Origin of the sequence: Streptomyces sp. NBC_00016 (assembly GCF_045040885.1) — a bacterium.
Taxonomy (GTDB): Bacteria; Actinomycetota; Actinomycetes; order Streptomycetales; family Streptomycetaceae; genus Streptomyces; species Streptomyces coriariae.
In genome coordinates, this window is record NZ_CP108304.1 from 2,224,105 (window position 1) to 2,251,078 (window position 26,974).

The 26,974-nt window shown below is 72.6% G+C and carries 23 protein-coding genes; 8 read left to right on the forward strand and 15 right to left on the reverse strand.

Going from position 1 to position 26,974, the window contains the following annotated elements; all coding sequences use genetic code 11:
* Positions 1 to 1,809: an NAD(P)/FAD-dependent oxidoreductase gene (locus OG933_RS09950; RefSeq protein ID WP_405633319.1), complete on the reverse strand. Its 1,809-nt coding sequence runs from the start codon at positions 1,807 to 1,809 to the stop codon at positions 1 to 3.
* 259 nt (positions 1,810 to 2,068) lie between these two features.
* Complete coding sequence (locus OG933_RS09955) at positions 2,069 to 2,569, reverse strand: phage holin family protein (RefSeq protein ID WP_405626570.1); 501 nt, start codon at positions 2,567 to 2,569, stop codon at positions 2,069 to 2,071.
* Positions 2,570 to 2,734: 165 nt separating this feature from the next.
* Between OG933_RS09955 and OG933_RS09960 the strand changes: the two genes are divergently transcribed.
* Together OG933_RS09960 and OG933_RS09965 are read left to right on the forward strand one after the other, a co-directional pair.
* Positions 2,735 to 3,085 (forward strand): VOC family protein, encoded by a 351-nt coding sequence (locus tag OG933_RS09960; protein WP_020125573.1) that lies wholly within the window; start codon positions 2,735 to 2,737, stop codon positions 3,083 to 3,085.
* 86 nt (positions 3,086 to 3,171) lie between these two features.
* The gene (locus OG933_RS09965; protein WP_405626572.1) at positions 3,172 to 3,519 is read left to right on the forward strand and encodes a DUF6204 family protein; all 348 of its coding nucleotides are present in this window, start codon (positions 3,172 to 3,174) and stop codon (positions 3,517 to 3,519) included.
* On the opposite strand, the gene OG933_RS09970 is transcribed toward OG933_RS09965, so the two are convergent.
* The 6 genes from OG933_RS09970 to OG933_RS09995 all read right to left on the reverse strand — a co-directional run bounded on the left by OG933_RS09970 (position 3,491) and on the right by OG933_RS09995 (position 9,588).
* A complete protein-coding gene (locus OG933_RS09970) occupies positions 3,491 to 4,042 on the reverse strand; it encodes a GNAT family N-acetyltransferase (protein ID WP_267021502.1) in 552 nt (183 codons plus the stop codon). The two genes, OG933_RS09965 and OG933_RS09970, sit on opposite strands and share 29 nt — an antisense overlap.
* Positions 4,043 to 4,062: 20 nt before the next feature.
* The gene (locus OG933_RS09975; RefSeq protein WP_362523016.1) at positions 4,063 to 4,311 is read right to left on the reverse strand and encodes a LapA family protein; all 249 of its coding nucleotides are present in this window, start codon (positions 4,309 to 4,311) and stop codon (positions 4,063 to 4,065) included.
* Positions 4,312 to 4,382: 71 nt separating this feature from the next.
* Entirely contained in the window at positions 4,383 to 5,306 is a 924-nt protein-coding gene (locus OG933_RS09980; protein ID WP_362523018.1) for an LD-carboxypeptidase, read from the reverse strand.
* Complete coding sequence (locus OG933_RS09985; RefSeq protein ID WP_405626575.1) at positions 5,303 to 7,360, reverse strand: S9 family peptidase; 2,058 nt, start codon at positions 7,358 to 7,360, stop codon at positions 5,303 to 5,305. Before OG933_RS09985 ends, OG933_RS09980 begins: the two co-directional genes overlap by 4 nt.
* 15 nt (positions 7,361 to 7,375) lie before the next feature.
* Positions 7,376 to 8,680, reverse strand: coding sequence for a M20/M25/M40 family metallo-hydrolase (locus OG933_RS09990; RefSeq protein WP_362523022.1), 1,305 nt, complete (start codon positions 8,678 to 8,680; stop codon positions 7,376 to 7,378).
* 74 nt (positions 8,681 to 8,754) lie between these two features.
* Positions 8,755 to 9,588, reverse strand: a complete 834-nt coding sequence (locus OG933_RS09995) for a M55 family metallopeptidase (RefSeq protein ID WP_405626577.1) — start codon at positions 9,586 to 9,588, stop codon at positions 8,755 to 8,757.
* Positions 9,589 to 9,828: 240 nt separating this feature from the next.
* On the opposite strand from OG933_RS09995, the gene OG933_RS10000 reads away from it, so the two are divergent.
* A complete protein-coding gene (locus OG933_RS10000) occupies positions 9,829 to 10,776 on the forward strand; it encodes a sigma-70 family RNA polymerase sigma factor (RefSeq protein ID WP_405626578.1) in 948 nt (315 codons plus the stop codon).
* A gap of 70 nt (positions 10,777 to 10,846) precedes the next feature.
* Here OG933_RS10000 and OG933_RS10005 read toward each other — a convergent pair whose 3' ends face one another.
* The 5 genes from OG933_RS10005 to OG933_RS10025 form a co-directional block, all read right to left on the reverse strand.
* On the reverse strand, positions 10,847 to 11,200 hold the full coding sequence (locus OG933_RS10005; protein WP_020125564.1) for a DoxX family protein: 354 nt from the start codon (positions 11,198 to 11,200) through the stop codon (positions 10,847 to 10,849).
* Between the two features lie 101 nt (positions 11,201 to 11,301).
* Positions 11,302 to 12,027: a class I SAM-dependent methyltransferase gene (locus tag OG933_RS10010; protein WP_405626580.1), complete on the reverse strand. Its 726-nt coding sequence runs from the start codon at positions 12,025 to 12,027 to the stop codon at positions 11,302 to 11,304.
* Between the two features lie 151 nt (positions 12,028 to 12,178).
* Entirely contained in the window at positions 12,179 to 14,731 is a 2,553-nt protein-coding gene (locus OG933_RS10015) for a SpoIIE family protein phosphatase (protein WP_362523031.1), read from the reverse strand.
* A 154-nt stretch (positions 14,732 to 14,885) separates the two neighbouring features.
* Positions 14,886 to 17,282 carry an MFS transporter gene (locus tag OG933_RS10020; RefSeq protein ID WP_405626582.1) on the reverse strand — a complete coding sequence of 799 codons (2,397 nt, stop codon included), beginning with the start codon at positions 17,280 to 17,282 and terminating at the stop codon, positions 14,886 to 14,888.
* Between the two features lie 153 nt (positions 17,283 to 17,435).
* Positions 17,436 to 17,879: an SRPBCC family protein gene (locus OG933_RS10025; RefSeq protein WP_054241614.1), complete on the reverse strand. Its 444-nt coding sequence runs from the start codon at positions 17,877 to 17,879 to the stop codon at positions 17,436 to 17,438.
* Positions 17,880 to 18,080: 201 nt separating this feature from the next.
* Between OG933_RS10025 and OG933_RS10030 the strand changes: the two genes are divergently transcribed.
* The 3 genes from OG933_RS10030 to OG933_RS10040 all read left to right on the forward strand — a co-directional run bounded on the left by OG933_RS10030 (position 18,081) and on the right by OG933_RS10040 (position 21,382).
* Positions 18,081 to 19,124: an Rv2578c family radical SAM protein gene (locus tag OG933_RS10030; RefSeq protein WP_362523035.1), complete on the forward strand. Its 1,044-nt coding sequence runs from the start codon at positions 18,081 to 18,083 to the stop codon at positions 19,122 to 19,124.
* A gap of 225 nt (positions 19,125 to 19,349) precedes the next feature.
* Positions 19,350 to 20,927, forward strand: coding sequence for an alpha/beta hydrolase (locus OG933_RS10035; RefSeq protein WP_405626584.1), 1,578 nt, complete (start codon positions 19,350 to 19,352; stop codon positions 20,925 to 20,927).
* A gap of 56 nt (positions 20,928 to 20,983) precedes the next feature.
* Positions 20,984 to 21,382, forward strand: a complete 399-nt coding sequence (locus OG933_RS10040; RefSeq protein WP_362523039.1) for a RidA family protein — start codon at positions 20,984 to 20,986, stop codon at positions 21,380 to 21,382.
* 81 nt (positions 21,383 to 21,463) lie between these two features.
* Here OG933_RS10040 and OG933_RS10045 read toward each other — a convergent pair whose 3' ends face one another.
* Positions 21,464 to 22,450: a tryptophan dimethylallyltransferase family protein gene (locus OG933_RS10045; RefSeq protein ID WP_405626586.1), complete on the reverse strand. Its 987-nt coding sequence runs from the start codon at positions 22,448 to 22,450 to the stop codon at positions 21,464 to 21,466.
* 431 nt (positions 22,451 to 22,881) lie between these two features.
* Positions 22,882 to 23,457 carry an adenylosuccinate lyase gene (locus OG933_RS10050; RefSeq protein WP_362523043.1) on the reverse strand — a complete coding sequence of 192 codons (576 nt, stop codon included), beginning with the start codon at positions 23,455 to 23,457 and terminating at the stop codon, positions 22,882 to 22,884.
* A 436-nt stretch (positions 23,458 to 23,893) separates the two neighbouring features.
* Here OG933_RS10050 and OG933_RS10055 point away from each other — a divergent pair, with 436 nt between their 5' ends.
* Together OG933_RS10055 and OG933_RS10060 are read left to right on the forward strand one after the other, a co-directional pair.
* A complete protein-coding gene (locus tag OG933_RS10055; RefSeq protein ID WP_405626588.1) occupies positions 23,894 to 25,699 on the forward strand; it encodes a 3-hydroxyacyl-CoA dehydrogenase family protein in 1,806 nt (601 codons plus the stop codon).
* Between the two features lie 136 nt (positions 25,700 to 25,835).
* Entirely contained in the window at positions 25,836 to 26,651 is an 816-nt protein-coding gene (locus OG933_RS10060; RefSeq protein WP_200839964.1) for a TetR family transcriptional regulator, read from the forward strand.
* Positions 26,652 to 26,974: the final 323 nt, after the last annotated feature.

A 26,974-nucleotide genomic window follows, 5' to 3' on the forward strand; every position in this document is an offset into this window, starting at 1 on the left:
CTACCGGTCTCCTTTCGCGTCGCGGGCGTCGCCGCGCTCGGCGGGGCCGGGGCCGGGCTCGCTCCCGGCGCTCTCGTCGTTCCGCGCGGCCGCCGGTCCGGAACTGTGCCGCCCCACCTCGGGCGTCGGCGAGTCGATCGACTGGGAGCCCTCCTCCGGCGACGACTGCCCCGCACGGGACCCGCTCCCACCGCCCGAATGCCGTCCCACCTCGGGTGTCGGCGAGGTGATCGACTGGGAGCCGTCCTCCGGGGAGGGGTGATGCTCGCCGGACCCGTCGGTCGCCTTGTCCGTGTCGTTCACGTCGTTCACGTCGTTCACGTCCTTCATGTCCTTCATGTCCTTCACGTCCTTCACGTCGTTCCCCTCAATCCGGTCGTCCACGTTCTTGTCGTACGGGTTCTCGCCGTCCGTGCCGTCCGCGTAGTCCGCGCCGTCCGCGTCGTTCCCGGCGTTCACGTCCTCCTCGGTGGCCGCGCCGGGGCCGGAGGCCGCGGGCTCGTGCCGGTGGTCCCCGGGTACCCGCGCCAGTTCCGGCGACGCGGTGTCCAGCGGTACCGACCAGGACCGGACCAGACCCAACTGGACGTCCTGCCGCGGGAGCACGGCGTCCAGCAGCCAGTCGGCGGCGACGCGCACCCGGTTGCCGGGCATGGCGGCGAGATGGTAGCCACGGGCGACGGCTCCGGCCACGGGGCCGGACAGGTGGACGCCGAGCGGATTGGCGGCGGCCTGCACCCCGCCCAGGTCCACCACGAATCCCAGGTCCTTGTGCCGGTACGGCCGCAGACCGGCCGCACCGCCGCCCTCGACGAGCGAGGCGGCGACGTTCTGCCCGGCCACCCTGCCCTGCCGCCAGGCGTGCTGCGCGGTCATCGGCGTGTACTCCCCGGGCCTCTCCAGATCCGGTACCGCGGCGGCGTCACCGCACGCGAACACCTCGGGCCTGCCCGGCACCTGGAGCGTCGGCTCGACGAGCAACCGCCCGCGTTCCATGGGCAGCCCGAGCGACTCCGCGAGAGGATCGGGCCGTACGCCCACGCACCACGCCAGGGTGCGGGTGTCGACGAACTCGCCGTCGGTCAGCAGGACTCCGTCGCGGGTGGCCTCCTTGACGGAGGTCCCCATGCGCACCTCGACGCCCCGCTCGCGCAGCACCCGGTCGGCGGTGCGGGAGAGCCGTTCGTCCAGCTCGGGCAGGACGCGCGACGCGAGATCGAGCAGCAGCCAGCGCGGCCGTATGCCCCGCCGCAGGGGGTGGGCGCGGACCAGGGCATCGGTGAACAGCTGTCCCTGCGCGGCGACTTCGGTACCGGTGTAGCCCGCGCCGACCACGACGAACGTACAACGCGCCGTGCACTCGTCGGCGTTCATGCCGGAAGCCGCCAACTCCACCTGCCGGGTGAGGTGATCGCGCAGGTAGAGAGCCTCGGGCAGGCCGCGGAACCCGTGCGCGTGCTCGGCGACCCCGGGGATGGGCAACAGCTTGTTGACGCTGCCGGCGGCCAGCACGAGCCGGTCGTAGCCGAGCGTGCCCTTGTCCCCTTCGGGGTTCGTGTAGTGGACGGTGCGCGCGTCGAGGTCCACGTGCTCGGCCTCGCCCAGCACCGGCCGCACCTCGCGCAGGGTCCCCGACAGGGAGACGGTGACCCGGCGCGGCTCGAGGATGCCCGCCGCCACCTGGGGCAGCAGGGGCAGGTACAGGAAGTAGTCGGTCGGGTTGAGCAGAGTGATGTCGGCCCGTCCCCTGGCCGCCCGCGCCAGGGTCCGGGCCGTCCGGTACCCGGCGAAGCCGGCTCCGACGATCACGATGCGGGGACGCCTCACGGTGGGCCTCCGAAGGGGTTCGGACGGTTGTCGTACGAAGGTTTCCGCGTCCCCCCGGCAGGAGCCGCCAAACGTGCGCCGGTGTCCCCTCCGGGCGCCCGGCGTCCGCGGCGCGACGGCCCCGAAGGAACCGGGAACGCCCACACGCGCCGGGCGGCCCCGCGGCAGCGTGTGCCGCGGGGCCGCCCGGATGCCGAACACGTGACGCGGATACGTCACTTCGGCGGACGTGTACCGCCCGTCAGACCCGGTGCGGGCTCTCGGGGTCGATGTCGTCGGCGCGCGGCGCCCCGCCCGGTTCCGGCACCTGGGCGCCGGGCGCGGTCGGCGGCATCGGCGGGTACGGCAGCCCGGTACCACCGGGCGGTCCGGCCGGCGGCGTACCGCCGATGACCCGGCCGGAACCCTTGTCCGGTGCGGCCTCGAGCCCGGCCGTGGGCGGCGACGACGCGTGCGGCTTGGCGGCGCCGCGCAGCAGGTAGGCCACCACTGCGAGGATCGCGGCGGTGATCAGCGCCGCGGCCCAGTCCGGCAGACCGATGCCGAGGGCGAGCCCCACCGCGAGTGCGACGGCCGCGCCCGCGTAGAGGGCGACGGCGCCGGACGCCGCGTAGAGCATGGCCGTACGGCGCTGCTTGCGGGTCTGCTCGCGCAGCTCCTCGCGGATCGTCTCGCGCGCCACCTGCGCCAGCTCGTCGACCAGATGCTTGTCCAGATGCTCCAGGTGATCCATGCGCTCCATGGGCCTCGGGTACCCGCTGTCATGGACGCTTAACTCCGCGGACCGGCCTGCTGCAACGGCGGGGAGCGAACCGGGAAGGGGCCGGGGAGGGCGCCGGGGAGGGGCCGGGCGGGGATCGGGTGAAGGGATCACCTCACCGCGGCCGCCCCAACTAGGCTCGTCCGCATGGACATTCTGGGAGCCACACTGCGTGTCTGTGTCGACGATCTGGAGACCTCGGTCTCCTTCTACGAGCGGCTGGCGGGCACCGGCGCGCTCCGCTTCGAGCGGGGCGGTGTACAAGTGGCCGCGGTCGGCTGCTTCCTGCTGATGAGCGGGCCTCCGGCCGAGCTGGAGCTGCTGCGCAAGGTGGCCGCGACGATCGCCGTCGCGGACGTGGAGGAGGCCCACCGGACCCTCACCGAACTGGGCGCGGACGTCATCGCCGGCCCGGTGCCGACCCCGGTGGGCCGCAACCTGATCGCCCGGCACCCGGACGGAGCGGTGTACGAGTACGTCGACCGGCGCGGGTCGTGAGGCGCCGGGCCCGACGAAATTCCGTGGGCGGTGGGTCGTCGCGGACGTAAAGTCGGGCGTTCGACGACAGGCACGAAGGAGCGGCAGTGAGCGAGCAGCACACCTACCGGGTGATCGTCCGGGGCACCTGGGACGGCCTCACCGACGAGGCCCGGACCCGTCTCCTCGCCGAGGCCGCCGACCACGGCCTGACGAGCATGCGGTTCACCGAGCAGGGCACGCTGTCGTACGAGCCGTCGCCGCTGAAGCACTTCTCGATGCGCTACGTGGTGGTGTCGGACGCGGCGGACGGCGAGGAGATGGCGGGCGCGCTCGCCGAGGAGCGCGCCGAGGCGACGCTGCGGGAGCTCGGCCACGGCTTCACCGGGCTGCGGTCGACGGTCACCGACCTCGACACGATGAAGATCAACTACAAGTCCGCATCTCGGCGGTGATCGCCCACCGCTCGTGGTCCCGCCACTCCCCGTCGATGTAGATCATCTTCGGGGAGAAGCCCTCCCGGCGGAAGCCGCAGCCGCGGGCCAGGGCGATCGAGGCGACATTGCCGGGCTGCGCGTTGATCTCCAGCCGGTGCAGCCGCATCGGTCCGAACGCGTGGCCCACCACCAGGTCGAGCGCCTCGCGCATCAGCCCGCGCCCGGCCGCGTGCGCGAAGGCGCCGTAGCCCAGCGCGCCGCACTGGAAGCCGCCCTCGACGATGTTGTTGATGTTGACGAACCCGGCGACCGCCCCGTCCTCCAGGGTGCACACGAGGAAACCGGCCTTCGACGGGTCCTCGATCAGCCGGCCCGCGTAGGCCGTGTACGCGGCGGCCGTGGCCGGCGGGAACAGCCACGGGTGGTGCAGATCCTTGCTCTCCCGCGCGCGGGCGGTGAACTCCGGCCCGTCCTCGTAGGTGAAGTGGCGTATGCCCACGCGGGGGCCCTCGGCGAGGTATCGGGATGCGGTGTGCGGCATCGGGACAGCCTACGACGAGGTCACCTGCGCCGTTTCCTGAAATACGCCAAGGAGGCGCCGCACAGGACGCCGATGACCGCCATCGCCAGAAGCGCCGTCCACAGCGGCACCGTCACCTCGGGGACCAGCAGCCGGATCTTCACGGTGCTGGTGTTCTGGAAGATGAAGACCAGGGTGAGGACGGCGAGCGCCAGGACGACGATCCGGCCCGGCGTCAGCGCTTCGTTCCTGCCGCCGCTGCGGGACGCCTTCGTGGTCTTCGTGCTCATACGACCAGCCTGAGCCCTGCGCCACGCTCACGCACGGTGAGGCGCGCCGCCGGGTGAGGCGGGCCGGGGGATCAGCGCAGGGCGGGGGTGTCGAGGGTCAGCGTGCCCTCGTCGGCGTCGAGCACGGCGGGCACGCCGAAGGGCACGGTGAGCGCCCCCTCGCAGTGACCGAACCCGAGCTCCTCGACGACGGGGACGCCGAGGCCGCCGAGCCGGTCCACGAGGACCGGGCGCAGCTCCTCGTAGGGGCCGCACCTGTCCCAGGAGCCGAGCGCGACACCCGCGACGCCGTCGAGCCAGCCGGTGCGCAGGAGTTGGGTGAGGGCCCGGTCGACGCTGTACGGCCGCTCCCCGACGTCCTCGATCAGCAGCAGACCGCCGCGGGCACCGGCCCGGGTGTGCGGGGTGCCGTAGCCGGTGGCCAGCAGCGCCAGGCAGCCGCCCAGGGTGACGCCCCGCGCCCGGCCCGGAGCGATCGCCGTACCGGTGGAGGCGAGCGTGCGGACGGTCTCCGGCGCGAACAGGGTGGCCCTGAGGTGCTCCTGACCCCGGGCGCTCTTGATGAAGTCGATGCCCGCGGCCGCGGGCCCGTACAGCGTGACCAGGCCCAGGCGGAGGGCGAACGCCTCGTGCAGGGTGGTGCTGTCGCTGAAGCCGACGAACACCTTCGGTCCGGCCGCCCGCATCGCGTCCCAGTCGAGCAGGTCGACGAGCCGCTGGGCACCGTAGCCGCCGCGTGCGCACAGCACGGCGTCGACGCCCGGATCGCACCAGACCCGCTGGAGGTCGGCCGCCCGGTCGGCGTCGGTGCCCGCGAGATGCGGCAGCCGGTCGTGCCGGTCCAGCACATGGGGGGCGACCACCGGGTCGAGGTCCCAGCCGCGCAACAGGTCGAGGCCGGCCTCCAGCCGCTCCTCCGCCACCGGCCCGCTGGGCGCGACGACCGCGACCCGGGCGCCGGGGGCGAGCCGCGTCGGCCGCACGAGTTCCTTCACCGCACAAGCTCCAACCTGGGGATTCCGGGCGGGCACAGCCCGAACGCCTGAGCGTACAACGACAGCTCGGCCTCCAGGGCGCGCACCATCGTGGCCGCCCGGCGGAAGCCGTGCCCCTCCCCCTCGAACGCCAGGTACGCGTGCGGCACCGGCCGCCCGGCCAGCCGGGCCAGGAACCGCTCGCACTGGGCGGGCGGGCAGATCACGTCGTCCAGCCCCTGGAGGAGCAGGAACGGCACGGTGATCCGGTCGGCGTGCTCGATCGGCGACCGTTGCGCGTACCGGGCGGGCACCTGCGCGAGGGGCCCGACGAGACTGTCCGGGTAGCGCGACTCGAAGTCGTGGGTCCCGCCCGTCGCCCAGCCCACCAGGTCCAGCACGGGGTAGCGGATCGTGCCGCAGGCGTAGACGTCGGTGCCGGCCAGCGAGACGGCGGCGGTCCAGCCGCCCGCGCTGCCGCCCCGGACGGCCAGCCGCCGGCGGTCGGCGGTGCCCTCGTCGGCGAGCGCCAGGGCGACGGCCGCGCAGTCCTCCACGTCGACCACGCCCCACTGCTCGCGCAGCCGCTCCCGGTACTCCCGCCCGTACCCGGTGGAGCCGCCGTAGTCGACCTCGGCGACCCCGATGCCCCGGGAGGTGAAGTAGGCGATCTCCAGATCCAGTACGAGCGGGGCGCGATCGGTGGGCCCGCCGTGCGCCCACACGACGTAGGGCGGCAGTTCGTGGCCGGGCGCGACCTGTCCGGGGTGGTGGGGCGGGTAGACGTGCGCGTGGATGTCACGACCGTCGGGGCCGGTGAACGTACGGATCCGGGGCTCGGGGTAGTAGGCCGGGTCCACCGCGTCGTCGTGCGCGGCTCCGACCACCCGGGCCCGGCCGGTCCTGGCGTCCAGCTCCACCACCTCGTACGCGCTGCGCGGGCTGGCCGCGACGCCGACGACGCGTTCCCCCTGCACCGCGAGGGTGGGCGCGAACTCCGTCCACGGTCCGGCCGCGTCGACGAGCTCCTCGGTCTCCGGGTCGAGGATCCCGAGCACGGTGGACCCGCGGCCGTGCACGACCGCGACGAGCCCGCTCTCCAACGGCGCGAACCAGCGCTGCCCGAGCTTCCACAGGGCTCCGCCGAACTCCTCCTCGCGGGGGCAGACGGGCTGGTGGTCGCGGTACAGGTTCCACCAGCCGCTACGGTCGCTTGTATACAGTAGACAGTCTCCTGTGGACGGTTGCCCGTCAGCCGCGGACGGTCGACCGTCCGCAACCAGCTGTCGCCCGTATCCCGTCGACGGCATCCAGTCGACCTGGGCGATCGACTCCCCCGGTCCGCCGGCCACCACCCGGGCGCCGCTCAGGGTGCCGTCACCCGTGACGTCGGCGACGACCACCTCCGTGCCCTCCCACGGCATCAAGGGGTGGTCCCAGGCCAGCCAGGCAGCCCGGCGGCCGTCGGACGACAGACGGGCCCCGGTGACGAACCGGCGCCGATCGTCGGTGAGTTCGCGCACGGCGGCGCGATCCTCGGCGGCCGACCCGTCCAGCGGCACCGCGGCCAGCAGCCGGCGCACGTCGGTCGGCCCCTCACCCGTGAACTCCTCCAGCACGCACCACACTTCGCCCCGCGCCGGCAGCAACTGCGGCTCCACCCAGCGCAGTCCGCCCCCTACGGACGAGACGGGAGTGAGCGGGCGTGGCCCATCACCCGACGCGGGCCCGGACCCGGACCCGGCCCCGGACCGGGGCTCGTACACGTACAGCCGCTGGTCGGCGAAGTGCACGAACACCACGAGGAGCCGCCCGTCGTGCTCGGCACCGGCCCACGGCTGTCCCCCGTACTCGACGACCCGGCTGCGGACGTTCCAGGGGGCGGGCAGGAGGGACTCCTCCGTGCCGTCGGGCCGACGCCGGACGAGGGTGCGGCGTCCGTGCTCGGCCGGCCGGGGCGCGGTCCACCACACCTCGTCGCCGACGAAGCCGACGTACTCGGGGCGCCCGTCGTGCGTGGCCGCGAGGGTCGCGTCGATGGGCGAGGGCCAGGAACCGTACGGCAGGACCTGCACATTCTCCCCGTTCGCCTAGGCCGTTCGCAGGAACCGGTCGAGTACCCGGACGCCGAAGTGCAGCGCCTCCACCGGGACCCGTTCGTCGACACCGTGGAAGAGGGCCTGATAGTCGAAGCCTTCCGGGAGCTTCAGCGGTGCGAAGCCGTAGCCGGTGATGCCGAGCCGCGAGAACTGCTTGGCGTCCGTCCCCCCGGACATGCAGTACGGCACCACGTGCCCCTCGGGCGCGAACTCCTCGACGGCGGCCCGCATACGGGCGTAGAGGGGGGCGTCCACAGGTGCCTGGAGGGCGACTTCACGGTGGTGGAACTCCCAGTCGACGTCGGGCCCGGTGAGTCGGTCGAGCGTCGCGCGGAACTCGTCCTCGCCGCCCGGGAGATAGCGGCCGTCGACGTAGGCGACGGCCTCCCCGGGGATCACGTTGACCTTGTAACCTGCGCCCAGCATGGTCGGGTTGGCGCTGTTGCGGACGGTCGCCTCCACCAGGGCGGCCGCCGGTCCGAGCTTCGCCAGCAGACCGTCCACGTCATGCAGGTCGGCGTCGACGCCGTACAGCGCGGCGAGTTCGGTGAGGGCGGCACGGACGGTCGGGGTGAGCCGCGGGGGCCATTCGTGCTCGCCGATGCGGGTCACGGCGGCGGCCAGTCGGGTCACCGCGTTCTCCCGGTTGACCTTGGAGCCGTGTCCGGCGCGCCCGCGGGCGGTGAGCTTCACCCAGCCGGTCCCGCGCTCACCCGCCGCGATGGGGTAGATCTCACGCCCGGCGCCGTCATGGAAGGTGAACGCCCCGGATTCACCGATGGCCTCGGTGCAGCCCTCGAAGAGTCCCGGATGCCGGTCGGCGAGGAACCCGGAGCCGTCCTCGGCGCTGGCCTCCTCGTCGGCGGTGAAGGCGACGACGAGGTCGCGCCGGGGCCGGACGCCCTGCCGGGCCCAGGACCGCAGCACGGCCAGGATCATCGCGTCCATGTTCTTCATGTCGACGGCGCCGCGCCCCCACACGACCCCGTCGCGCACCTCCCCGGAGAAGGGGTGGACGCTCCAGTCGGCGGCCTCCGCGGGCACCACGTCCAGGTGACCGTGGACGAGCAGCGCGTCCGCGGCCGGGTCGGTGCCCTCGATCCGCCCCACGACGTTGGTCCGCCCCGGGGTGCGTTCGAGGAGTACCGGCTCGATGCCCGCCTCGGCGAGCAGTGCGGCGGCGTACTCGGCGGCGGGCCGTTCCCGGCAGTCGCCGCCGCCGCGATTGGTGGTGTCGATGCGGATGAGATCGGAGGTGAACCGGACGACCTCCTCCCGTGCCTGCGCGTCAGCCATGCCGCTCCTGCCTCAGCCTTCGCCTTCGCCCCGGCCCCTGCCGCCGCTCCCGCCCGTGCCCCGGGCGTCGCTCCTCAGCCATACTGCTCCTCGATCGCGGCCGAGACGATCGTGGTGACCGCCTTGAAGGTACGGATGCCCTCGTACATGGTGCCGCTGGTGTACGCGATCTTCCGCTCGCCGGCGCGGGCGACGCCGGGCACGACGGTGGCCGCCATCGCGAGATGCTCGGCGTCGAACTCCACGGCGACCGTGAACGGCCCAGCGCTCATCGGTTCCTGACGGATGGCCAGCCGGGTCGCCTCCTTCGCCGCTGCCCGGATGTCGGCGGCCGTGCGGGCCGGGGTACGGCACACGGCCGCGTACCGGGAGACGTGGTCCTTGACCGCGACCTTCAACGCCTCGGGCGCGTACCCGAGGGCGTCCTCGCAGGCCACGTCGTCACCGGTGACGAGGACGACCGGCACCCCGTACTCGGCGACCACGTGCGCGTTGAGCAGCCCCTCGCTGGCCCGTACGTCGTTCAGCCAGACGCCGGTGAGGGAGTTGGCCAGGTAGGTGTGGGCCAGGACGCCCTCCATGCCGGCGCCCGCGTGGTAGCCGACGAAGGCGATGCCGTCGACGTCCCCGTGCTGGACGCCCTCCACCATGGAGAGGGACTTGTGCCGGCCGGTGAGCATCTCCGCGCGGTCGTCGAGCTGCTCGAGGAGCAGGTTGCGCATGGTCGAGTGGGCCTCGTTGATCAGGACCTCGTCCGCTCCGCCGTCGAAGAAGCCGAGCACGGCGGCGTTGACGTCCGAGGTGAACATCGACCGGCACCGCTCCCACTCCGGTGCCCCGGGCAGTACGTCGGCCGGCCAGGTGACGCCCGTGGCGCCCTCCATGTCGGCGCTGATGAGGATCTTCATGTCCGGCCCCCGTCCTCTCAAGGAATCCCGAGCCTATCGGGCCGCCCCTCGGATTGCCGGGCAGCGACTCCCCTCGCACGGGAGCTTCCCCACGGCGACCACCGCCTCCGGCCGCCGCCCTCCCCGCCCTCGGCCCGCGCTGGCCCCGTACTCGAAAATCCCCTGATGCGGCTGACCCCGCGCGTGTGGTGATCTGGGCACGCACATGCGCACCGCAGTGACACGAACGGGGACCCTGCCATGACCACGTACACCGCCCTGCCACCGGAGCGCTTCGAGGCCGACCGGCCTCATCTGCGTGCCGTCGCCTACCGCATGCTCGGCTCGCTCGGCGAGGCGGAGGACGCCGTTCAGGAGACCTGGCTCAGGGCGGCCCGGGCGGACGTCGGCGATGTGGACAACCTCAGCGGGTGGCTCACCACGGTCGTGGGCCGGGTGTGCCTGAACATGCTCCGCTCCCGAAGGACACGCCCCGAGGTGCCGTTGGACGCCCGGGTGAGTGAGCCCGCCGCCGGGACGGCGGAGGGCGGCGACCCCGAGGAGGAGGCGCTGCTCGCCGACTCGGTCGGGGTGGCGCTGCTGGTCGTGCTGGACAGGCTCGCCCCGGCCGAGCGGCTGGCGTTCGTGCTGCACGACCTGTTCGCCGTGCCGTTCGACACCATCGCCCCGATGATCGAGCGGACTCCGGCCACGACACGGCAACTGGCCAGCCGGGCCCGCCGCCGCGTCAGGGGCGGCGCCCCCGCGGCCGTCGCCGACCGGGCCCGGCAACGCCGGGTCGCCGACGCGTTCCTGGCCGCGACGAGGGGCGGCGACTTCGAGGCGCTGCTCGCCCTGCTGCACCCGGACGTGGTCCTCACCGCCGACCGCTTCGTCGTCCCGACACCGGAGCCCGTCACCGTCGGCGGCGCCCGCGCCGTGGCCGAGGGCGCGATGGCGGCGACCGGCCGGGCCCGGTTCACCGGCCTCGCCCTGCTCGACGGCCGGGTCGGCCTCGCGATGGCGCCGCACGGCAGGCTGCGGCTGGTCCTGCTGTTCACGCTCGCGGAGGGCGCCGTCACCAGGATCGACGTGGTGGCGGATCGGGAGCGGCTGGACGGCATCGAGGTGGCGGTCCTCGACACCGTCGGCGCCGAAGCCGTCGGCGCCGGACCCGCCGACACAGCGGCCGTGAGCGCCGAGGACTGACGAACGGGTGGGGGGCCGACCGGAGTTCCCGGTCGGCCCCTCACCTGTCCCTCGCCCTTTCTCAGAACGCTCAGAACGCCAGCACCAGCGAGGCCACCGCCGGTGCCGCGTAGACCAGCGGGAACGGCAGGTGCGCGAACCAGCGGGCTCGCAGCACGGTGCCGGCGGCGCCGAGGAAGTACAGGATCAGACCGATCGCGGCGAGCACGCCGACCACGGGCACGAACAGCCCGGCCAGCAGACCGGCCGCGCCCGCGGCCTTGGCCGCGCCGAGCCACGGCCACCACGAGCGCGGCACTCCGTAGTCGGCCAGCGGCTTCACCGTCCACTCGGCGCCGAGGAAGATCGAGGCGGCCGAGAAGCCCGCCATGACGGCTCCGACAACGGTGACGACGACGTAGGCGGTGGAGTGGTCAGTGAACATCTCAGCAGCTCCTCAGGGGGTTTCCGTGCGTTCCTGGACCCCTGACACGGTGCGCCGGGCGAGTGTGACAGCCACGAGGGCCACTTTCGATGTGACGGCCATCACTCGATGCGGGCGGCCACCTGCCACTTCGACGGCAGCTCGATCCGGGTGCCGTCGGGCGCGAACTCGGTGGTCACGAGGGGCAGTTCACCGGAGGCCAGAACCGTGAGGCCGGCGGTGCGCAGATACCTGGGCACCGCGTCGTCGGCCACTTCGCCGGGGGCGATGCCGTGCCGGAAGATCGGCGCGAGCTTCGGCGGCGGGCCGTCCGGGCTCTGTGCCAGTCCGCCGAGGACGGGGCGGGCGGCCTCCGACAGTTCGACGAGGAAGACCCGCCCGCGCTCCCCCAGCAGCGCGGCGATCCCGTCCACCAGCGGCTGCCGGTCGTCGGGCTCGCATTGGTGCAGGACGCCCCTCATATAGACGTTGGTGTCCCCGAGTTCGGCGTGCAGTGCCTCGGCCGCGCCCTTCTCGGCCGCGTCCAGCAGCCGGTACGTGGCCTGTCCGGCGGGGTCGGCGCGGCGGGCGTGGTCGAGGGCCGCGGCGGACAGGTCGGCGCCGACGACGTGCGGAAAGCGGTCGGCGAAGTACCGGGTCTGGGTGCCGTTGCCGCAGCCGAGGTCCACCAACGCCAGTCCGGGGTCGGCGAGATGGGGCTCGAAGAGGGCCAGGTGGAGGGCGGCGGTCACCTTCGGGTCGGCATCCCAGAAGACACTGCCCGGTTCCTCCGGGGCCTCGCGCCAGAAGCCCTCCCATGCCTCCCGGTAACGACTCGTCACGCTCATGCACAACTCCCCAGAATGCAAGGCCGATCCGCCGCAAGTGACGGGCGAGTACGGTCTATCGCTCCCCGGTCGGCGCGACAAGCGTGGTGCGCATTCCTTCACGCCGCGTTCGAGATCCGTCCGCCGTCCGACGCATCCCGGCCGGTCGTGCTCAGCGCCCCGCGGGACGGCGCGGCAGCGTCAGCTCGAACCACACGGACTTCCCCGCTCCCGTACGGCTGGTGCCCCACTCGCGGGCCAGCACGCTGACCACGCGCAGGCCCCGCCCGGCCTCGTCGCCGGGCCCGGCGCTCAGCAGGGTCGGCAGTTCGTGGTCGTCGTCCTCGACCTCGCACAGCAGTGTGTCGCCGCGGACGAGGCGCAGCGCCACGGGGCTCCGGCGGGCGTGCCGTACGGCGTTGGTGACCAGTTCGCTCACCATGAGCGCGGCGGCGTCGGCCGACTTCGCCAGACCCCAGTCGTGCAGCTGTTCGCGGACCACCGCGCGGGCCCGGCCGACCTGCGCCGGGTCGAGGGGGAACCGCCACTCGGCGACGTCGTCCGGCCCGATGCCGTTGAGGCGGGCCAGGAGCAGGGCCACGTCGTCCTTGCGGCCGCCGCGGGTGTTGAGGGCGCGGATGATGGTGTCGCAGGCGTCGTCCATCGAGGCGGCCGGGTGGGCGGCGGACTCGCAGAGGGTCGCGAGCCCCACGCCGATGTCCTCGCCGCGCACCTCGACCAGCCCGTCGGTGCACATCACCAGCCGGTCACCCGGCTCCACGCGCACGTGTACCGACTCGAAGGGCACCCCGCCGACCCCGATGGGCGCGCCGGTGGGCAGGTCGAGGAGTTCGCTGCGGCCGTCGGCGGCACGCACCAGCACGGGTGGGATGTGGCCCGCGTTGGCGAGGTGCAGCTCGCCCTCGATCGGGTCGTAGACGGCGTACAGACAGGTCGCGAGGTAGGTGTCGCCGAGCCGTTGCGCCAAGTCGTCGAGATTGCGCAGGAGTTGGGCGGGCGGCAGGTCCAGGGCGGCCATGGTCTGCACGGCCGTCCGCAACTGCCCCATCATCGCGGCCGAGTTGAGCCCGTGCCCCATGACGTCGCCGACGACGAGGGCGGTGCGCGCGCCGGGCAGCTTCACCGAGTCGAACCAGTCGCCGCCGACCCGGCCGAGCAGCGTACCCGGCAGATAGCGGGTGGCGATGTCGCAGCCCGCCATCCGCGGCGGGATGTGCGGCAGCATGCTGTCCTGGAGGGTCTCGGCGACGCTCTCCTGGTAGGTGTACATGCGCGCGTTGTCGAGCACGAGGCCCGCACGGGCGGCGAGTTCGGCGCCGGTGACCCGGTCCATGTCGTTGAAGAGGGCACGCTCGGGGTGGCGCAGGAGGATCATGAAGCCGAGGACGACGTTCCGTGCCTTGAGCGGGACGACCAGCATGGAACGGCCGGTGATCAGGGGCCGGATGTCGCGCTTCTCGAACTGCGAGGCGATGGCGTGGCCCATCTGCTCGCTGATGCGCGGCACCAGGACGGGCTGTCCGGTCGTCATGCACTGGAAGAACGGGGTGTGCGCGGGGAACGGCATGGCCTCGCCGACGGGTACGACGTCGTCCCAGCGGCCGGGTTCGTCGGTGTGCTCGACGGCGACCCGGTGCCACATGGTGGTCGTGTCCGGCACGCCGTCGGGGAACCCCTCCCCGGCGACGACCTGTTCGCGCAGATAGGTGCCGGCGACGTCGGTGAAGCGCGGGACGACGGCTCTGCTGACCTCGAGGATGGTGCGGGAGAGGTCGAGGGAGGTGCCGATCTTCCCGCTGACCTCGTTGAGGAACTCCAGCCGCTCACGGACGGCGACGTATTCGAGGTCCTCGCCCTCGTCGACGAGCTCCTGCGGTACGGGCATCCCTTCGGCGGCGACGCGGGCGGCCCGCTCGCGGCGCGCTCTGCGCTCGACGCGCCGGGCCACGCCCCAGTCGGGGGTCACGGGCACCCGGTCGTTCTGACTGAACTCCAGGACCGGATAGCCGAGTTCGAGGATCTGCGCGACGATGCGGGCGCCTTCGCCGACACTCATGCTGGGCAGGATCTCGGGCAGCCGCCGGGCCAGTTCCGCGGCGCCGGGGAAGTCGGTGTGCAGGGCGAAGGCGGGCGCGATGCGTTCGACGGCCAGAGGGTCCGCCGGGTCGTCCTGGTGCAGTGCGGCCGCGTCCGCGGCCAGTACCAGCAGCCGTTCCGTGCCCGGTCCGACCAGGGGGTACGCCCACCACAGCACATCGGTCCGACCACCGTCGCGGTCCTGCCCGGGCACGGTCAGCCGGGCCCGTCCGGCGGCCGGGTAGCCGAGGCCCCGGTCGAGGGAGGAGTCGAGGCCGGGCCCGAGTCCGTCGTAGGCGGCGTAGTCCCCGTAGCCGTCGTACCCGCCGCCCGGAAGATCGTCGTCCGGCTCGGGGAGCGCCCCGGAGACGGGGAGCAGGTCGATCGCGGGCCGGCCGATCGCCTCCTCCTTGACGACGCCGAAGAGCCGGCGTGCGCCGGTGCTCCAGTGGGAGACGAGTCCCTCGCGGTCCACCACGACCACGGCCAGGGGGACGCGCCCGGCGTCGACCGACTCTCCCCCACCCTCCGGGCGGGGGGACCCCCAGCTCGCTTCGCCCGCCGTGTCGGCCGCGTCGCTCCCGGCTCCGCGGCTGGGAGGTACGTCCCTCTCGGTGCCACGGTCCATGGCCCAGGCCCTCTCTCCCCAGAGCTGTGCAAGATCTGTCCCGCCGTCACCACCGTACGGCGCACGTCCGTCGGCATGTGCGGCAATCCTGGAATTGGTTTCAGCCGGGCGCGCCGGGGTACGCCGCCCGTCCCGGCGTCCGCTCGCGACGGGTTCAGTCCTCGTGGCCGAGCTGGAGGTCGCGTTCCGTGCGTCCGCCGCCCGCGACTTGGAGGACGGTGGCGACCGGCGGGTAACCGGCGGCGATGACGGTGTACTCGCCGCAGGACCGGTCGACGAAGCGGAAGGCGCCGTCGGGCCCCGTGGTGAGGGTGTCCACGACGTTGCCCGCCGCGTCCAGGAGGGTCACGCGCGCGTCCTCGACGGGCCGCCCGCCGGTGGCCCGGACGGTGCCGCGCAGCAGGGCGCCGCCGGCGAGTTCGATGTCCTGGCGGGTCTCCCTGGCGGCCTGGACGCTGACCGGAACGGCGGCCGGACGGAAGGCGGGCGCGCCGGCGGCGAGGGTGTACTCCCCGGCGACGAGTTCGGTGAGGACATAGCCGCCCTCGAAGCCGCTGCGGGTGCTCGCGACGACCTCACCGTGCACGTCGGTGAGGGTGACGGTGGCCTCCCGCACCGGGGAGCCGTCGGCGGTGACCACGCTCCCGGCGAGGCGTCCGGCGCCGCCGAGGACGACGTCCAGTTCGACGGGGCGCTCGCCGACGGTGACGGAGACGGCCCGCGGCTGGTGGCCGCCGGCGGCCGCGATCAGGACGTACGGCCCGGAGCCGGGCGCGGCCAGCGCGAACCGGCCGTCCTCGCCGCTGGCGTCCCGGCCGATCTGCAGCCCGGTCACGTCGATGAGCGTGAGCGCCGCGCGGGGCACCACGGTCCCGTCGGGATGCCGCACCGCGCCGCGGACGGGGACGCCGGCGGTGTGCGGCGCGTCGAGTGCGAGGGCCTGCGGGACCGCCGTGATCCCGGGCGCGGGTTCCGTCGCGGCGGCGTGGTGGGACACCAGCGGTTTCTCCTCGAGGAAGAAGGCGACGAGCAGGCCGAGGAGCAGCACCGGCACGAGGTAGAGGAAGATCCTCGGCATGGCGTCGGCGTAGGCGCGGATGTAGGCGTCGCGCAGCTCCGGGGGCAGGGCGTGGACGAGCTGCGGGGTGAGGGACTCGGGGTCGGGGAGGCCGCCGCCGGTGCGGACGGGCAGGCGGGCGCGCAGGGCGTCGGTGAGCCGGCCGGCGAAGAGCGTGCCGAAGATCGCCGCGCCGACACTGCCGCCGATCTGCCGGAAGTAGGTGTTGGCGCTGGTGGCGGTGCCGAGGTCGGCGGGGCGCACGGAGTTCTGCACGGCGAGGACGAGCACGGGCATCACCAGCCCGATGCCGGCGCCGAGGACGGCCATCCAGAGGCTGTACTGGAGCCGGGGTGTGTCGACCTCCAGCCGGGACAGCAGCCACATGCCGAGGGCGGCGAGGGCGCTGCCGAGGACGGGATAGATCTTGTAGCGGCCGGTGTGCGTGATGAGCTGTCCGGAGAGGACCGACGCGCCCACGATGCCGCCCATCATGGGCAGCATCAGCAGCCCCGACTCGGTGGCGGTGGCCCCGTCGACCATCTGCAGGAAGGTCGGCAGATAGCTCGCGGCGCCGAACAGTGCGACGCCGATCACCAGGCCGACCAGCGCGGTGACGTTGAAGACGGCGTCCCGGAACAGCCGCAGCGGGATGAGGGGTTCGGCGGCGGCGCGCTCCACGGCGAGGAACAGGACGGCCGCGGCGGCCGCTCCCGCGCCGAGGCCGAGGATGACGCCCGAGTCCCAGGCGTGCCGGGTGCCGCCCCAACTGGTGAGCAGGACCAGGAAGGTGGAGGCGGCGGCGAGCAACAGGGCGCCGAGGACGTCGAATCGGGGCTTCGCCGTCGGCTTCGGCAGCTTCAGCACGACGGTGACGACGGCGAGGGTGAGAAGGCCGAAGGGGACGTTGAAGTAGAAGCACCAGCGCCAGGAGAGGTGGTCCGTGAAGTAGCCGCCGAGCAGCGGTCCGGCGACCGAGGCGAGGCCGAAGGCGGCGCCGATGAGGCCCATGAACCGGCCGCGCTGCCGGGGCGGCACGATGTCCGCGATGATCGCCTGCACGCCGATCATGAGACCGCCGGCGCCGACGCCCTGGACCGCGCGGAAGGCGATCAGCTGGTCCATGGTCCCCGCCCGCCCGGCGAGCGCGGAGCCGATGACGAAGACCACGATCGCGAACTGGAAGACGCCCTTGCGGCCGAGGAGGTCGCCGAGCTTGCCGTAGACCGGCAGTCCGACGGTGGCGGTGAGCAGGTAGGCGGTGATCGCCCAGGACATCCGGTCCAGGCCGTGCAGTTCGCCGACGATCTTCGGCAGGGCCGTGGCGACGATCATCTGCTCCAGGGCCGCGAGGAGCAGGGCGAGCATCAGGGAGAAGAAGATCAGCCGCACCCGGCGCCGGCCGGGTTCCGGCGGGCCGGCCGGCACCGGTGGCCGGTCCTTCGCGGCAGGTGCCGTGACCGGCTCGTCCTGTGCCAGCGTGGTCCCGCCCATGTGCCGCTCCCCTCGTCGCGCCTGCCACGCAATTCCCGCGTAAAGCGACAACTACGAGCAAGCGCGACGAGTTACGGCGCCATCCCGGTCACAAGAGAGATCCACTCGAACCGGTGAAGGGAGGCAACGCGCGCGGAGCGCACGGGTGTTGATCTACTTCTCGACCTCGGTGGCGAGGTTGGCCAGAATCAGGTCGTAGATCCGGTTGAGCCCCTTGGGCGCGAACGTCCTCTCGAAGAAGCCGCCGACGCCGCCGGCGCCGTTCCAGGTGCTGGTCACGACGACGCGGGACTTGCCCTCGCCCGCCGGGGTGACGCGCCAGACGGTGACCATCGAGGAGTTGCGGTCCTTCTCGACGAGCTCGCCGTCGGTCGGCTCGGCGACCTCCAGGAGGCAGTCACGGACGCGCTTGCTGGTGGCCTGGAGCTTCCAGTGGACGAGGGTGCCCTCGCCGTCGCCGCCCTCGCGCACCTCGTACTCGCTGAAGTGCTCGGGCAGCAGCTTCCCGCGCGCGCCGCTGTAGTCGGCGATGGTGTCGAACACCTTCTCCGGATCCGCGGCGACGACCCGCTCGGTGGTGGCCTCGACCTGCGCCATGGGGTTCCTCCACGTCTGTGTTGCTCAGGGTTGTTCGGGGTTCCTCAGGTTCGGGGCAAGCCAACCACCCCGGTCCACGGCCGCCCAAATCGGGGTCCCGGAAGCGATCGCGGGGCGATCGAAATCGGTTCCCGAAAGGTTCCTCGCACGATCATGGGAACACATGTTCTATTGTGGGGTCAGTGCTACCGAGGAGGCGTCATGCGCTGGGACAACCTCACCGTGGAGACCCGCCACGACCGGCCGGCCGATGCCGCGCTGTTCGGTGCGGACGCGGTCACGACCAGGACGTTCGACACGCCCGAGTTCGCCGGCATCACGTTCCACGAGATCCGGGCCCGCTCGATCCTCAACCGGGTGCCGGGGGCCTCCCGGATGCCGTTCGAGTGGACGGTGAACCCCTACCGGGGCTGCACGCACGCGTGCGTGTACTGCTTCGCCCGCAAGACGCACAGCTATCTCGACCTCGACACCGGGACCGGCTTCGACACCCAGATCGTCGTCAAGGTGAACGCGCCGGAGCTGCTGCGGCGCCAGCTGGCCTCGCCCCGCTGGCACGGGGAGCACGTCGCGATGGGCACGAACGTCGACTGCTACCAGCGCGCGGAGGGCCGCTACCGGCTGATGCCGGGCATCCTGTCCGCCCTGCGCGACCGGGCGAACCCCTTCTCGATCCTGACCAAGGGAACCCTGATCCTGCGCGACCTCGACCTGCTGCGGCAGTCCGCCGAGGTGACCGACGTCGGCGTCTCGGTCTCCGTCGGCTTCACCGACACCGAACTGTGGCGCACCGTGGAACCGGGCACGCCCGCTCCCCAGCGGCGCCTGGACGTCGTCAGGACCCTCACCGACCACGGGATCGGCTGCGGGGTGCTGATGGCGCCGGTGATCCCGTTCCTCGGTGACGAGCCGGCCCAGCTGCGCGCCACCGTGCGGGCGATCGCGGCCGCCGGGGCCACCTCGGTCACCCCGCTCGCGCTGCATCTGCGCCCCGGCGCCCGCGAGTGGTTCATGGCCTGGCTCGGGCAGCACCACCCGTACCTGGTGCGCCGGTACGAGCGGCTGTACGCGGACGGCGCCTACGCCCCGAAGTGGTACCAGCGGCGGATCACCCGTCAGGTCCACGAGCTGGCCGAGGAGTACGGGATCGGCCCCACGCGTGCGGGGATGCCCCGCCGGATCCAGCGGCCCGAGCCGGAGGAGGAGCCGACCGGCTCCGGGCCGACCCAGCTCTCGCTGATCTGAGCGCACTTGATCCGAGCACGCTGATCCGAGCGCACTTGATCCCGGCGCACTGATCCGAGCGCGCCGGCGCGTTGATCTGTGCGCGTTCGAGCGCATCCGGCGACCCGATCGGGTCAATCAACGGCGGAACAGGTTCTGACGGACGCTCTTTTCGGGACGATGCGGCAAGGGCCGTGACCTGCGGTCCGACCACCTCCGGCCCCTTCGTCGCCTCTGGAGCACTCCATGAACCAACGCGCAGCCGTGCTGTGCGCTGCCGCCGTCGTCGTGGCCGGGACGGTCACCGCCGTGCCCGCCGCCGCGACCCCTTCACCCTCCGCGGAGCCCGCCCGCGCGGCGGCGCTCTCCTGGAAGAACTGCGGCACCACCGGGCAGCCGAAGCTCCAGTGCGCGTCCCTGAAGGTGCCGCTCGACCACGCGCAGCCGAGCGGTGAGCAGATCACGCTGGCGCTCTCCCGCGTCCCGCACACCGCGAAGACGTACCAGGGCCCGCTCCTGGTCAACCCCGGTGGCCCCGGCGGCCGGGGGCTGAGCCTCGCCGGATTCGTCGCCTCGGCGCTGCCGAAGGCGGTCGCGGCCCAGTACGACGTCATCGGCTTCGACCCGCGCGGGGTGGGCAAGAGCACCCCCGCGCTGGACTGCGCGCCCGGCCACTTCGCGACCGTGCGCCCGGACTCCGTGCCGAGCACCGAGGCGATCGAGAAGGCCAACGTCGCCCGCGCGCGGTCCTTCGCGACGGCCTGCGCGAAGAAGTACGCGCGCGTGCTGCCGTACATCGACACGGTCAGTGCCGTGCGGGACATGGACGCGATCCGTGCCGCGGTCGGTGCGCGGCGGCTGAACTACTTCGGCTACTCGTACGGCACCTACCTCGGCGCGGTGTACGCCAAGCTCTATCCGCAGCGGGTACGGCGCCTGGTCCTGGACTCGATCGTCGACCCCACGGGCGTCTGGTACGAGGACAACCTCACCCAGGATCTGGCCTTCAACGACCGGCACCGCGCCCTGATGGCCTGGATCGCCAGAAACGACAAGGCGTACAAACTCGGCACCGACCCGGAGCAGGTCGAGACCAAGTGGTACGGGATGCGGGCGGCCCTCGCGGCCAAGCCGGCCGACGGCAGGGTGGGCGCCTCGGAGCTGGAGGACACCTTCCTGCCCGGCGGCTACTACAACGGCTACTGGCCCCATCTCGCCGAGGCGTTCGCGGCGTACGTGAACCGCAAGGACGCCGCCCCGCTGGTCGAGGCGTACGAGAACTTCGCCGCCGTCGACGCCGCCGGGGACAACGGCTACAGCATCTACACCTCGGTGCAGTGCCGTGACGCCTTCTGGCCGCGCGACTGGGACGAGTGGCGCACGGACAACTGGTCGGTGTACGCGAAGGCACCCTTCATGACCTGGAACAACGCCTGGTACAACGCGCCGTGCGCGTTCTGGCCGACCGGGTCCGTGGGGCCGGTGAACCTCACCAACGGCGAGCTGCCGCCGGCCCTGCTGTTCCAGGCGACGAACGACGCGGCCACCCCGTACGAGGGCGGCGCGACGGTCCACGCGCTGCTGCGCGGTTCGAGCCTCGTCGTCGAGGAGGGCGGCCAGAACCACGGCATCACGCTGAGCGGGAACACCTGCCTGGACAAGCACCTGGCGGCATACCTGGCCGACGGCACGGTGCCGCGCGGGACCGGCGGGGTCGACGCGGTGTGCAAGGCGCAGCCCGACCCGAAGCCGTCGGCCTCGAAGGCCCCCTCACCCAAGGCCCACGGCTCGACGCTGCACGGGCTGCTGGGATTCCGTGACTGAGCGGTGATCACCGACCCGTCGGGGGCGTTGTCGGACCCGTGGTCCACCATGGACGCATGAGCGAACCGACCAGGATTCCCGCCCCCGACGGAGTCGCCGCCGCGGCCCAGTACTCGCATGTCGTCATGGGGACCGGCCGTTTCGTGGCCGTCGCCGGTCAGCTCCCGCTCGACGAACACCGCAGACTGGTCGGCGAGGGCGACCCGCAGGCCCAGGCCCGCCAGGTCTTCGAGAACCTGCGCCGTTGTCTCGCCGCGGCCGGCGCGAGCTTCGACCACGTCGTCAAACTCACCTATTTCGTCACGGACATGGCCCACATGCCCGCGATCCGCGCGGCCCGCGCCGCCCACATACCCGACGACCGCCTCCCCGCCGCCTCGGCCGTACAGGTCGCCGCCCTGGTCCACCCGGACTTCCTGATGGAGATCGAGGCGTTCGCGGTGGTGGGCGACTGACCCCGCCGACCGGCCCCGCCGGCGGAGCCCGCACGCGGGTGCCGGAGCGGCTGTGGAGGGGCCGTCATCCGTGGTTCTGGTTCAGATCGCGGGGTCGGCGTACGTGTTGAACCGCAGGTACAGACCGATGTCCGCGGGCAGGTCCTGCGAGATCGTCCGGTAGCTGCACAGCTCCTGCAGCTGCCCGGCGCCCTGCGGCAGCTCCGCCGTCAACCGCCGCAGAACCTCGGCGTGCGGACGCGGGTCGATCCCCTCCAGCTCCATGAGCCGGGCGATGCGTACGGCCGCCTCCGCGTCGGTGCGGGTGTTGTTCGGCAGCCGCAGGTAGACGTTGGCCTCCTCGGGGCCGGGCACGCCCTCCCGGAAGGCCAGGCAGGTCATCGGCTCGTTGCTCACGGCGCCGCCGTCCGGGCCGTAGATCACGGTGCGCGCCCGGGCCGCCCGGACCGGGTCGTGGCGGTGCGCCAGGGCCGCCACGGTGTCCAGCTCGTCCATCGGCATGGGGAGGTGCCGGAAGTAGACCTTCACCCGGGAGGCGCCCCCGCCGTCCAGATCGAGGGCCATGAGCTCCAACTCGTGCCCCCGACGGGCCAGTTCCTCGCCGCGCTGTGCCACCGGTTCCCAGGCTTCCGCCAGGCCCAGCCGGTGCATGGCCTGCGTCATGACGTCGTACGCGCGGTCCAGGCCGTGCACCTGCGGGTTGAGGTAGACCTTGTAGTGGGGCCGCTCCCCCGGCCGCCAGGCCATGGAGTGCCAGATGGTGGCCCGGTAGCGATCGGGGGCGGACGTGAGGAACAGGTCCTCGACATCCAGGTATCGCGCGATGTCCGTCCCGGGTCGCCCGGCGAGTCTCCGCGTCAGCCGGCGGCCGGCCTCCTGGCAGCCGAGCGGGGTGCCGTCGGAGCCGAGCGACTCGAACAGGATGCGGACCTCGGGCCGGCCGGCCTTCCAACTGATGGAGAGTTCGGCGGGGAAACCGTCGGCCGAGACGAACGAGGGCGGATCGCATCGCGTGCCCATGGGCCGCTCGCCCCACGGGTGGAGCGCCTCCCGCAGGTCCTCGAGCACACTCTCCGTCTCCCACAGGTCTGTACCCAAACCCCCGCAGACCGCCGACCACTTGTCTTCCAGGAACTGCCCGAATGTCTTGGTCGGATCTTGAGGCGATCTCAGGACTGATATCTCATCGGGCAGTTGTGTGCTGGTCACGGCCTATACCCTCCACAGCCGGACTGATCCGGCTCGTCCGCGGTCACTTCGGCAGCAGCCCGACGGGCGCGCCGCCCCTCTGCAGTCCGGCGGAAGGCGATCTTCCCATCGCGAAGATATTCGAATCTCGAACTAATGGGCGACAAGGTCGTCATGCCTGAGCCGCGCCCGGATGCCGCGTGCGCGCGGACCGCGGACGCCGGGTCGGGTGCCGGACGCGGCGACTGACGCGGGGGCTGACGCGGGGGCCGACACGGGGTCCGACGTGGCGTCCGCGGTCCGGGGGCGGCTCAGCGCTGGCCGGGGATCCGCGCCAGCGCGTGTACGGCCGCCTCCGCCAGTGCCGGGTGGGCCAGGGCGTCGTTGAGTACCGGCCGGGCGCGGTCGTCGGCCAGGGTGCCCAGTCCTTCCACGCAGGCGAGGGCCACCCGGCGGTGGGGGTCGTGCGGGCTCAGACGTCGCCGCAAGGTCGTGATCAGCGCGGGTACGGACTCGGGTGCGCGCAGCTCCACCAGCAGCCGGACGGGGTGCAGGGCGTAGGCGACACGCAGTTCGTTGGTGGCCAGGGCGGCCGCGGCGCGGGCGGTACGGGGATCGTCGAGCCGGGCCAGCGCGTGGGCGGCGGAGGCGCAGCGCGGCGGATCACGGTGGTTGAGCAGCAGGACGAGCGCCTCGAAGGCGCGCCGGTCCCCGGCGCGGCCCAGCCGGAACGCGGCCAGCTCGCGGGCCCAGAGGGGCTGCCCCGACTCGGTGAGCACGCCCGCCAGTTCGTCGTGGTCCGCGGTACGCTCCAGCCGCTCGTAGGCCGCCGTCGCGCCGGACTCGCGCCGTAAGCGCTCCGTGAGTGATCGCAACTCTTCGTCCATGTGCCGAGCGTAGGGGCTGCGCTGTGCGCGGAGGCGCAAACCGGGCACCCGGTCCGTCCGGCCGGATGGGGACGTTCGAGCGAAACAGGTCACAGTCCCAGGGGCTGGCGCGCTCGTTACCCACCGGTTAAGCTCATACGAGCGAGTCAATCACTCGCTTCACCTCCTCGTGGCGGCCTGGTGACGCAGTCGCCGCGAGAAGTCGGTTCGGTACCACCTGTACCGCTGTACGACCCGGCCACGGGACAGGGCCGGTCGGATCTCCCGTTCGCTCCGGGCGTGTGCGCGCCCTCGGCGACGGCACCGGGCGTGTGCGCTCGTCAGCCCGGAAACACCCGCAAATCCTTCACCGCACCCGGTGCGCCCGGGCCTCGCAGAGGCCGCTCGGCGCACCCGGGCGCGTTCCCAGTCGTCACCTCATTTCTGGAGTCCCGCGATGGTCGCTCCCCTGTCCGACACCCCTCTGTCCCCGCTCCGGACGATCGCCGTCATCGGCCTCGGCACCATGGGCACCGGCATCACCGAGGTCCTGGCGAAGGCCGGGCGCGAGGTGATCGGCATCGACATCAGCGAGGCCCAGGCCGCGCGGTCCCTCGCCGCGGTGGAGGCCTCCACCGCCCGCGCCGTGCAGCGCGGCCGGCTCACCGAGCAGGAGCGCGCCGCGGCCCTGGCCCGGGTCCGCGTCTCCACCGACCTGCGCACGGCGGCCGACGCCGACCTCGTCATCGAGGTGGCGCCGGAGTCGTACGAGATCAAGCAGCAGATCTTCCGCGAGCTGGACGGGCTGGTGCGGCCCGAGACCATCCTCGCCACCGGAACCAACGCGCTCTCCGTGACCCGGCTCGCCGCCGACTCGGCGCGTCCGGAGCGGGTGTTGGGCCTGCACTTCTTCAACCCGGCGCCGGCCATGAAGCTGGTCGAGGTCGTCTCCTCGGTGCTGACCGCGCCCACCGCCGTCACCGCCGTCACCAACCTCGCCCTCGACCTCGGCAAGGAGCCGGTCGCGGTCGGCGACCGCCCCGGCTTCGTCGCCGACGGCCTGCTGTTCGGCTACCTCAACCAGGCCGCCGCGATGTACGAGGCCCGGTACGCCTCCCGTGAGGACATCGACGCCGCGATGCGGCTGGGCTGCGGACTGCCGATGGGCCCGCTCGCCCTGCTCGACCTGATCGGCGTGGACACCGCCCGTACGGTCCTGGAGGCCATGTACGCCGAGTCCCACGACCGGCTGCACGCCCCCGCGCCGATCCTCAAGCAGCTCAGCGAGGCGGGCCTGACCGGCCGTAAGTCGGGCCGCGGCTTCTACACCTACGACGCCCCCAACAGCGCGACGGTCGTCCCGGACGCGCTGACCCCCCTGTCCGGCGAAGGCGGGGCCCCCGGCCGGCCGGTCCGTTCGGTCGGTGTCGCCGGCTCCGGCACCATGGCCTCCGGTATCGCCGAGGTCTTCGCCAAGGCCGGTTACGACGTCGTCCTCGCCGCCCGCAGCGAGGAGAAGGCGCAGACCGCCAAGGCCCGGATCGGCAAGTCGCTCTCCCGCTCGGTCGACAAGGGCCGGCTGACCGCGGAGACCGCCGCCCAGATCCTGGACCGGATCACCCCGGCCGGCTCCTACGACGCCTTCGCCGACGTCGACCTCGCGCTCGAGGCGGTCGCCGAGGACCTGGAGGTCAAGCAGCAGCTGTTCGCGACGCTGGACAAGGTGTGCAAGCCCGGCGCGGTCCTCGCCACGACGACCTCCTCGCTGCCGGTCGTCGCCTGCGCCCGCGCCACCTCGCGCCCGCAGGACGTGATCGGGATGCACTTCTTCAACCCGGCGCCCGCGATGAAGCTGGTCGAGGTCGTGCGTACGGTGCTGACGGCCGACGACGTCCACGCGACGGTCCGCGAGGTGTGCGGGCGGATCAAGAAGCACGCGGTGGACTGCGGGGACCGCGCGGGCTTCATCGTGAACGCGCTGCTCTTCCCGTACCTCAACAACGCGATCAAGATGGTCCAGGAGCACTACGCGTCCCTCGACGACATCGACGCGGCGATGAAGCTGGGCGGCGGCTACCCGATGGGTCCCTTCGAGCTGCTGGACGTCGTCGGACTCGACGTCTCCCTGGCGATCGAGAAGGTGCTGCACCGCGAGTTCCGGGACCCGGGCCTGGCCCCGGCCCCGCTCCTGGAGCACCTGGTGGCCGCGGGCTGCCTCGGCCGCAAGACCGGCCGCGGCTTCCGCGAATATGCCCGCCGCTGACGGTATCGGCGACCGGCTCCGCACGGACGAGGACTGGGGCGGGCTGCTCGACCCCGCCCTCGGGCCCCCGCCCGCCGAGGGCGGGGGAAACCCCGGACAGGCGCACCGAGCTGCGCACATGCAGTACGTTCGGGTCATGCCCCAGCCCGCCAGGTCCTCACGTACGCCAGCCACGCCCGACGCGCCGGAGAGCGCCGCGGGCAGCCGCGCGGCAGCCCAGCGACTCAAGATGCGCCGAGAACTGGCGGCGGCGGCGATGGAGCTGTTCGCGACCAAGGGGTACGAGGCGACCACCGTCGACGAGATCGCGGCCGCGGCCGGAGTCGCCCGCCGGACCTTCTTCCGCCACTTCCGCTCCAAGGAAGAGGCGATCTTCCCCGACCACGACGACACCTTGATCCGGGCGGAGGCCGTGCTCAACGCGGCCCCGGCGCACGAGCATCCGCTCGACACGGTCTGCCGTGGGATCAAGGAGGTCATGAAGATGTACGCGGCCCGGCCGGAGATCTCGGTCGCCCGCTACAAGCTGACACGCGAGGTGCCCACCCTGCGCGAGGCGGAGATCGCGTCGGTGGCCCGCTACGAGCGCCTCTTCACCCGCTACCTCCTCGGGCACTTCGACGAGCACGCCCACGACGACGACGCCAACGACGATCCGCTGCTCGCCGAGGTCGCCGCGTCCGCCGTGGTCACCGCCCACAACCACGTGCTGCGGCGCTGGCTCAGAGCCGGCGGCCAGGGCGACGTCGAGACCCAGCTCGACCATGCCTTCGCGATCGTGCGGAAGACGTTCGGGACGGGTATCGGAGCCGGCCGCAGCAGCGCCGGCGCCCCTCAGCCGGCCCCGGCGGCGGTCTCCGCCCAGGGCGAGGTCCTGGTGACGGTCGCCCGTACCGACGCCTCGCTGGACGAGGTCATGCGCACCATCGAGCAGGCTCTCAAGGAGCGCTGAGCACCTCTCGGAACCCCTTTCACGCTGTGACGACGGCCACCCCATCGGGTGGCCGTTTTGGCATGTCAGAGCCCCTTTTCGCGCACATTTCAGAGCCCGTTCGATCGATCATCGCTCATTTGTTACGTAAAGATTTCAGCTGAGACCAAGTTCTGGCACTCAGTGCCTTGCGGGGTGACACGCGGTGTCATACGTTGAAGGTGTCCGGGCGGCCGGCGTGCAGAGACCATTCGTACGTCGGCTGTCCCCGCAAGCTCATGGTTTGCGCGCCCGGACGCCTGCGTCACAGGCAACCTCCCGCGCCACAAAGCGCTGCCGAACAG